Here is a 7915-nt window from a genome sequence, read left to right on the forward strand (position 1 = left end):
CCATTCACCTCTTCGTAAACTACTTACATCCAAATCATGATAGCAGCATAAGCAAGACACAAAGCCATCAAAACATTAACAATCTTATTATATTTCTGTAAAAATAACTTGAAGATCTTACCGAAAAGAACCCATGTCACAAATGCTAAAAATCCAATGACCGTGATAACGATAATGCTTATTGTTACAGCAGGGCTCGAGCTATAGTGGGGCATAATAAAACTTGGAATAACAGTCAATGTAAATAACACGACCTTTGGATTTACAAACTGCGCAAGAAAGCCAGATATAAAAGTAGCCGTTTGGTTTACCGTTTGGTTTGATGCATCCATTTTGTAGATTTTAAAAGCAAGATAGAACATATACACGGTTCCGATGATTTGCATCACAATTGTTATTTTCGGCATAATCGTGATGAGGATCGTATTCAGCATTGCAGAAATAATAAGTAATAAGCCAAAACCAACAGTTGCTCCATAGGTATATTTCATCGCCTTTTTTGTCCCAAAATTATTAGCGGTGGATAATATAACGATATTGGTCGGTCCAGGTGTAAACGTAGCAATCATACAGTAAATCAAAAAAGATGTAATATCCATGAGAAACCTCCTTCCAGGCTATTCTCATATATTACATCTTAGAGTAAAGACCCTATAGTATATTATTGCAGATATTGAGAGTCTTCCACCATGGATCTGTTTGGCAAATAAATGGTTGTTTTTATTTTTAAACCTTTTTATGCTCTTAGGCGCTTTATATCTTGTCTAGGTGGAAAGCCAAACATGCGAGAATATTCGCGGCTGAATTGCGAGGGGCTTTCATAGCCTACTCGAAATGCCACATCAGCGGCATCTGCTGATTCGGTTAATAATAGGCGACGTGCTACTTGCAATCGCAGCTGTTTTTGAAATTGAATAGGGCTCATTGCAGTTACCTCTTTGAAGTGTCTGTGAAACGAAGAAATACTCATACTGGCTATTTCTGCAAGCTCTTCAATTCGTAAAGGTTTATCATAGTTATTGCTAATTTGTTCGATAGCATCCCTAATTCCATAGGTGCAGCTTCCTTCCATTGCGATCTGTGCCAGCGCAACTCCATACTGCCCTTGCAGAAGCCTGAATAGAATTTCCTTTGTGTAGATAGGAGCAAGGAAAGGAATATCTTTCGGATTGTCCAGCAAACGAGCTAATCTGAGAATTGAATCCATTATAGGTAACTCCATCTCACCGACAAACATTGCTCGCTCAGCATTTCCTTTCGGGGTGATACGAATTTTAGAATCACTTAAAACCTCCAAGATTTCACTCGCCGTAAATTCAAGTCTAAAACCCAAATACGGAATGTCGGAAGAAGCTTCAGTGACTTGGGCAGTAACCGGCAAGTCAACGGATGCAATAAGGTAATCTGCAGGATCGTACTTAAAGCGCTCCTGTGCCAGCCATACCTCCTTCGCCCCTTGAACCACAATGCATAAGGAAGGTTTGTAAACTCCGTAACTTGGTCCGGTCAATTTAGAGCGACGTATGAAAAATAAAGTCGGAATGGCTGTTGCGTGAACACCGTCCTGGACTGAATACCGCTTAATTAGTTTGGCAAGTTCATTCTGCTGTTTAGTTATTATTTCAGACATAAGATCCTCCTTGTTCCGTCATTCCTTATAATTCGATTATATTCCATTTTCGTCAGTTACATAAGTGTATCGAGAGGATTAGGCAATCATTTGGCATGAATGGGATAACGGTCGCTTTTTCATCTGTTGCATAATAAAGTTATACCCCATTAACAAAAGGGGAACAAAGGAGTGTATCGACAAATGGAATATGTGAAACTTGGAAATACAGGCTTGGATGTATCCCGGCTTTGTCTTGGCTGTATGAGCTTTGGTGTAGCAGAGCGGTGGCATCATCCATGGATACTTGATGAGGAGCGCAGTCGTCCTATTATAAAAAAAGCCATTGAATTAGGTATCAATTTTTTCGATACGGCGAATGTGTATGCAGACGGAACCAGTGAGGAAATTATTGGACGGACTCTAAAGGATTATGCCAATCGGGATGAAATTGTCCTCGCGACAAAAGTGCATGGACGTATGCATCAAGGTCCAAATGGTGCAGGGCTTTCCCGAAAGGCAATCATGAGTGAGATTGATAAGAGTCTTAAGAGACTGGGAACCGATTATGTTGACCTTTATCAAATCCACCGCTGGGATTACAATACTCCCATTGAAGAAACGATGGAAGCATTGCATGATGTTGTGAAGGCTGGTAAGGCAAGATATATTGGTGCTTCTGCCATGTACGCATGGCAGTTCCTAAAGGCATTACATGTAGCCGAGAATAATGGATGGACCCGGTTTGTGTCGATGCAGAATCATTTGAACCTCATCTATCGTGAAGAGGAGAGGGAGATGCTGCCACTTTGTAAGGAAGAAAAAATCGGTGTGATTCCGTATAGCCCGCTTGCATCAGGAAGACTGACGCGGGATTGGTCGGAAACAACGCTTCGTTCCGAAACCGATCAAGTTCAAAAATCTAAATACGATGCGACTGCAAGTACTGATCGATTGATTGTGGAGCGCGTTGCGGCAATCGCAGAAAAACGTGGTGTTCCCCGCGCTCAAATCGCTCTTGCCTGGTTGTTGCAGAAAGAACCGGTAACAGCTCCCATTATCGGTGCTACGAAAATGTCTCATCTCGAAGATCCGGTAGCTGCTCTATCTATTGCGTTAACACCAGAAGAAATTGTGTCGCTCGAAGAGCCGTATGTTCCCCATTCAGTAATTGGTGCAGTTTGATATAAGAAACGACAAGAACGCCCTTATCCATTATCATGAGCGTTCTTGAATATCGGGCAGTGAAATCTGTATGCTGATTGCAGAAGTAAGTGAAAAATTACGCTTCTTTCGATCGTAGTACATGGAATCCACCAAGGAAACGAAGGAGGATTAGAAGCTGTATACTCGGTTAAAAAAACTATTTGCGATCAAAGGATACAGTTTATTCGTCATTTGTATGCTGCTGCGCTGCCTAATTCACCGGGGCTGTCCACAACCATCTATTCCAACGGGTCCATTATTGGTAGGTTAGTGGGAAATTTGGGCGGTGGTATCATCGCCCAGTTTGCAGGGTTTCGTCATATTTATTGGGTGTGTTTGGCAATTGTGATTCTATCACTATTTATCTTATGGAGAACAAGACCTCATGAGGAAATGGAAGCACACACAGGACACACTCGGTCCGGGTAGTCTGCAATAGAGTGTTGTAAAAATGCATCACTTACCCGTACGTTCTATAAACGCGCCGCGAATGCGTGGGCCTGTTATGGATGTAATGAATAAGATCAAACCGATTTACAGATAATTTTAAAAAACTGGAGGATTTTATATGCAAAAAGTAATTTTGAACAATGGTGTTAAGATGCCTATTCTCGGTTTTGGTGTTTATCAGATTGCAGAGCAAAATGAGTGTGAACAAAGCGTTTATGAGGCTATTATTGCAGGCTATCGGCTGATTGATACAGCTGCCTCTTATCTAAATGAAGAAGCAGTTGGCAGAGCGATCAAACGGAGTGGCGTGGCAAGAGAGGAATTATTTATCACTACGAAACTTTGGGTTCAGGATGCTGGTTATGAGAGCACCAAAAAAGCATTTCATAAATCATTGGAAAGATTGCAACTCGATTATTTGGATTTGTATTTAATTCATCAGCCATTTGGCGATGTGTATGGCTCTTGGCGCGCTATGGAGGAATTGTATCGTGAAGGTAAGGTCCGTGCAATTGGCGTTAGCAACTTCCAGACGGACCGTCTAATCGATTTGATTATTCATAATGAAGTAGTTCCTGCCGTAAACCAGGTTGAAACGCACCCTTTCAACCAGCAAATCGAAAGTGCAAAATTCATGAAAGAGAACAATGTTCAGATTGAGTCCTGGGCGCCTTTTGCTGAAGGAAGAAATAACTTGTTCCAGAATGAGGTATTGGTATCCATAGCTGAAAAGTATAATAAATCCGTTGCTCAGGTGGTTTTACGTTGGTTGACACAAAGAGAAGTCGTTGTGATTCCAAAGTCAGTTCGTAAAGAAAGAATTATCGAAAACTTCAATATCTTTGATTTGGAATTAAGTCAAGAGGATATGGAGTCGATTACTACGTTAGATACGAAAAAGAGCCTGTTCTTTTCACATCGCGATCCTGAAATGGTGAAATGGATCGGTACCCGGAAGCTCGATATCTAACCATACCATCCTTCGAAAAACTGCTTGATACATCTTATCTTTATTCTCATAAGTAATCGCTATCTCACTATGAAGCTTCCTGGTGTTATTTGTCCTTGAATAGAAACCACTTACTGATCGTCAATAACACTAAATTTAATAATCTTTCCAAAGGAAGCATCAGGAAATAGGTTGCTTCTGATGAACTAGCAACAGTGTGCAATGGGCAATCATCCTTTTACGAACTAGTGGAAGGGATAACTGGGCTATCTGAAATCGTTCCGTCAGGGCTCATAACAAATATGTAAACTTGATTATCTTTAGGATTAACATAAGATATCGAATACATATATAATTTATTATCCTTCCATTCCATATATAAATAAGCTCCAATTTTTTTGTTAATCAGACCATCGTGGTCAATAGCATAATCAGCATGATCAGGAAAATAATCTTCACGATTATAACCAGACACTTTGAAATATTCATATTTCCAATAGGAGTCACTTCCATCTTCTGAATCACTATTATGTGCTATCTCAAATTTTTCTATAAATAATGCTTGTACCTCTTCCTTCGTTAATCCCAACTTTAATTTGTCTTTTATTTCATTCATTTCTTCAATTATCATTTGATCTCTTTCACTGCCAGCACCCTCGTTTCCACTAGCAGATGTTATCGTGATGGTTTTTGTAGCTTCGTTCCACTGGACTTGTCCGCCTGTTGCCTCAACGACTGCTTTGACAGGCAGATAAGAGGTGCCATTAAAGATGACCGGAGCTAGTACAGCGCCATCACTGTCTTTGGGCGTCCAAACTTTACTGTTGAGCGTAAACTTGAAATCGTGATTTAAGTACGCTTGGATGCTTTCCACACCTCCGGACGCATAGCAGGTAATCCCAATTGCTATACTGCAAGCACTGATAACCGCAATTTTCTTCCATTTCATTTTCATTCACCTTCCAGTTATTTATATTTTTATCAAGTTTTTATTTGAAGGTATGAAGGGTTGTTGCACCTGTATTTAACTCTCTCCGTTAGTATGCAATATCCAGAAACGAGATGGACTTCAACATTTATACGGTAATTACTGGGAAAATGTTGCAATACTTATTGAAGTATCCTGCCCTCTAGTTCAATAAAACGAGCAGGCTGCCGTGGCGCCTGCTCTTCATGTTCTACTCAGCTATAGTTCCCCCGTTAGCGCGGTGTTGCATCCGATCCACCGCTATGCTTGCGTTTTGCTTCTTTTAATATTCTCCCTTAATTACAAAATACGTGCCTCGAATTGTTCCAGCTAGTTTTGACTTCTGTCTAGCAAACTTAAACTTCTTCTCTTCTAGCTCCTTTGGTACCTCCATCCCCTCAGAAAGCTTAAAACCAACGGCCCGCTTCTTAGGGTTATCAACCGTATACAGGACGTTGACTGCTAGACCATCCTCATAAAAGACGAAGGTCCATTTGATATTTTCCACTTGAAGACTCGAAGTTTCTAAAGGTTTGGCCGCAAACTCAATATCACGTTCTTCTTTCAAAACTCTGTTCACATAATCAAGGGTCTCCTGGCTTTCACTAGCTGGTACCACCGTAAATTCATGCTTGTATTTGTTCATGAAGTAACGAGCTTCATTCGCACGTAAACCAGCAAGCGCATCTGCTACAGGTGAAGATTCTAAACCAACCGTAGACACATTTTTAAAGTCAACGATATAGGACATTTTTACCGCTCCTTTTATCACTTTTTTATATCAACAGGAATCCACATCTCAATAAAAACTAAGCCGTTCGGATTATGTTGATTCGAGTCAATCAAGATTCGATTATATTGGCAACGATAGTTCAAGCAATTGAATTATTTGTTAGCTTGCAATTATGTTGCAAGCTTGTCCCATTGTTGCGAACAAAGCATTGAATATCTGAATCAGAATTGTATTACAATTCAACCAATACTTTTTCAAGCTGTCCGCACATGCTCGTCCAGCCGTATTTTGCGCCTCCGAGCGCTTGAACTTTGCTGAAGTCGGTTTGATCCAGATGCAGATGAACAGTTCCGTCTTTATTTTCTCGCAATGTCCAGATGATCGAAGTGTTCTCTCCGCCGCTGTCCCAAGTATACGTCAAACGGTGCGGCTCGACTACTTCCAGCACTTCACAATGGATGATGCCATCCCACCCTTCGACCGGTTCCCTTCGGAACTGAAAACGGTGGCCTACAATTGGTTTGAAATCGTTGTCCATGTCCCATTTCGCCAGCTTATCGGAGTCGGTCAAGTCGTTCTACATCTGCATGATTGAACTTTTGAACAGAAAATCGAGCGACAGATCTTGCTTCATTCCTGTTCATCCTTAAGAAGTTGATCCAAACGAACCATATTTTGTTTCCAAAATTTCTCGTAGAACGACAACCAATCCTGAAGCTCCTTCAGCGGTGCGGGATTGAGACGGTTTCGCGTCTCACGGCCGACTTTACGCTCACTCACGAGGCCGGCTTGCTTCAAAATCGTCAAATGCTTGGAGACTGCGGTTCGGCCCATCGCAAAATGCGTAGTTAACCGATTGAGCGGCAATTCTTCCGCATCCGCCAGCAGTCGAATGATTTCACGCCGGGTCGGATCGGCCACGGCATAGTAGACGTCCCGTGTCTGTGCAACTGCGCTCATCATCACCCACTCCCTCGCATGAAATGAAATTACACCAAATGGTACCTTTATTTTAGGACACTATATAGAGTCCCGTCAACAAGAAACATCCACCTTCTCTCCTTAGCCAAGCCATGAAGGCGTATACAGTCTTTGAATGCGGGCCATTCACAACGGCGCGGTATCGGAGACTACGCTCCACCTCGTACACTTGCGCGCGAGTCAAATTAACGGTTGCAGCACTTGCGTGGAATCCGGTGCATTGTATGCCAAGAAGGCTGGTGAATCGGACAATCGCTTATTTGCTGTTGCAGCCTGGCGGGATTCACCGCACTTTACAGACGCCGAACGTGCTGCTTTGGCATTAACTGAAGCGATAACCAAGCTCAGTGATCGAGAAGACCCGATACCAGACATAATTTGGGATGAAGCAACCGGCATTTCGAAGAAACCGCCTTGGTTGCCCTGATTCTCTCGGTTGGCTACAACCAACCTGTTTAATCGTCTCAACGTCACAACCAGACAAGTTGCGGGTTCTTGGGGTTGAATGCCAGTGCCAAGTTTTGCTTGAAAGAATATTAGGAGGGAGTGTTATGAGCGAGAATAACCTCCCACTGATGCTGGAAATCAAAAACCGACTGCATGACTGTTGCAGCCGGTTATGTTTGTTTCGGAAAATAATGCTTGTTGAATGAAAACATTCAGTCTTTAGCATTATTCTGCCTATTACTTCCCTCGGTTTTAAGGGTTTTTCTCACATATGCTCGCTCATTCGCAGGATTATACCCCTTAATAAAGGACATAACGGTATAATTACAGATGGTGATCCACCGAATCGACCATGAAGGCATGCGTAAACAGAGGGTCAGTTAATAACTTCCTCATTATTCCATTTACTGCACGTATTCTCCATACTGCCCTCGGGGGTTCACCCTCCCAGATCTCAACGGGTCTATGCCCTTGCCTTCCTTCGTTATACCTGCCCAAGGGGTGGAGGCCGATCGTGTTCAATGTATGGGTCTGCGCCCTTAAGTAACGGGTATTCGGTACTCCGTGCTTTCT

The 7915-nt window shown here is 42.2% G+C and carries 9 protein-coding genes and 1 pseudogene; 3 read left to right on the plus strand and 7 right to left on the minus strand.

Going from position 1 to position 7915, the window contains the following annotated elements:
* Positions 1-23: 23 nt before the first annotated feature.
* Entirely contained in the window at positions 24-599 is a 576-nt protein-coding gene (locus tag BM210_RS16545; RefSeq protein WP_091170238.1) for a LysE family translocator, read from the minus strand.
* 137 nt (positions 600-736) lie between these two features.
* Positions 737-1630 carry an AraC family transcriptional regulator gene (locus BM210_RS16550; protein ID WP_091170241.1) on the minus strand — a complete coding sequence of 298 codons (894 nt, stop codon included), beginning with the start codon at positions 1628-1630 and terminating at the stop codon, positions 737-739.
* A 183-nt stretch (positions 1631-1813) separates the two neighbouring features.
* Here BM210_RS16550 and BM210_RS16555 point away from each other — a divergent pair, with 183 nt between their 5' ends.
* Entirely contained in the window at positions 1814-2794 is a 981-nt protein-coding gene (locus tag BM210_RS16555; protein ID WP_091170243.1) for an aldo/keto reductase, read from the plus strand.
* A 589-nt stretch (positions 2795-3383) separates the two neighbouring features.
* Complete coding sequence (locus BM210_RS16565) at positions 3384-4235, plus strand: aldo/keto reductase (RefSeq protein ID WP_091170247.1); 852 nt, start codon at positions 3384-3386, stop codon at positions 4233-4235.
* Positions 4236-4452: 217 nt separating this feature from the next.
* On the opposite strand, the gene BM210_RS16570 is transcribed toward BM210_RS16565, so the two are convergent.
* From BM210_RS16570 to BM210_RS16585, 4 genes and pseudogenes are all read right to left on the minus strand, one after another.
* Positions 4453-5163 (minus strand): stalk domain-containing protein, encoded by a 711-nt coding sequence (locus tag BM210_RS16570; protein ID WP_091170251.1) that lies wholly within the window; start codon positions 5161-5163, stop codon positions 4453-4455.
* Positions 5164-5464: 301 nt separating this feature from the next.
* Positions 5465-5932 (minus strand): phage tail protein, encoded by a 468-nt coding sequence (locus BM210_RS16575; protein ID WP_091170253.1) that lies wholly within the window; start codon positions 5930-5932, stop codon positions 5465-5467.
* 214 nt (positions 5933-6146) lie between these two features.
* A pseudogene (locus BM210_RS16580) lies at positions 6147-6548 on the minus strand (SRPBCC domain-containing protein).
* The gene (locus tag BM210_RS16585) at positions 6545-6874 is read right to left on the minus strand and encodes an ArsR/SmtB family transcription factor (protein ID WP_091170256.1); all 330 of its coding nucleotides are present in this window, start codon (positions 6872-6874) and stop codon (positions 6545-6547) included. The pseudogene BM210_RS16580 and the gene BM210_RS16585 overlap by 4 nt, the downstream one beginning before the upstream one ends.
* A 136-nt stretch (positions 6875-7010) precedes the next feature.
* On the opposite strand from BM210_RS16585, the gene BM210_RS16590 reads away from it, so the two are divergent.
* Positions 7011-7322, plus strand: a complete 312-nt coding sequence (locus BM210_RS16590; protein WP_218184932.1) for a carboxymuconolactone decarboxylase family protein — start codon at positions 7011-7013, stop codon at positions 7320-7322.
* 344 nt (positions 7323-7666) lie between these two features.
* Here BM210_RS16590 and BM210_RS35365 read toward each other — a convergent pair.
* Positions 7667-7915 (minus strand): hypothetical protein (locus tag BM210_RS35365; protein ID WP_218184933.1); only part of this gene is annotated, 249 nt, incomplete at its 5' end.

It is taken from the genome of Paenibacillus sp. 1_12, assembly GCF_900114475.1.
Taxonomy (GTDB): domain Bacteria; phylum Bacillota; class Bacilli; order Paenibacillales; family NBRC-103111; genus Paenibacillus_S.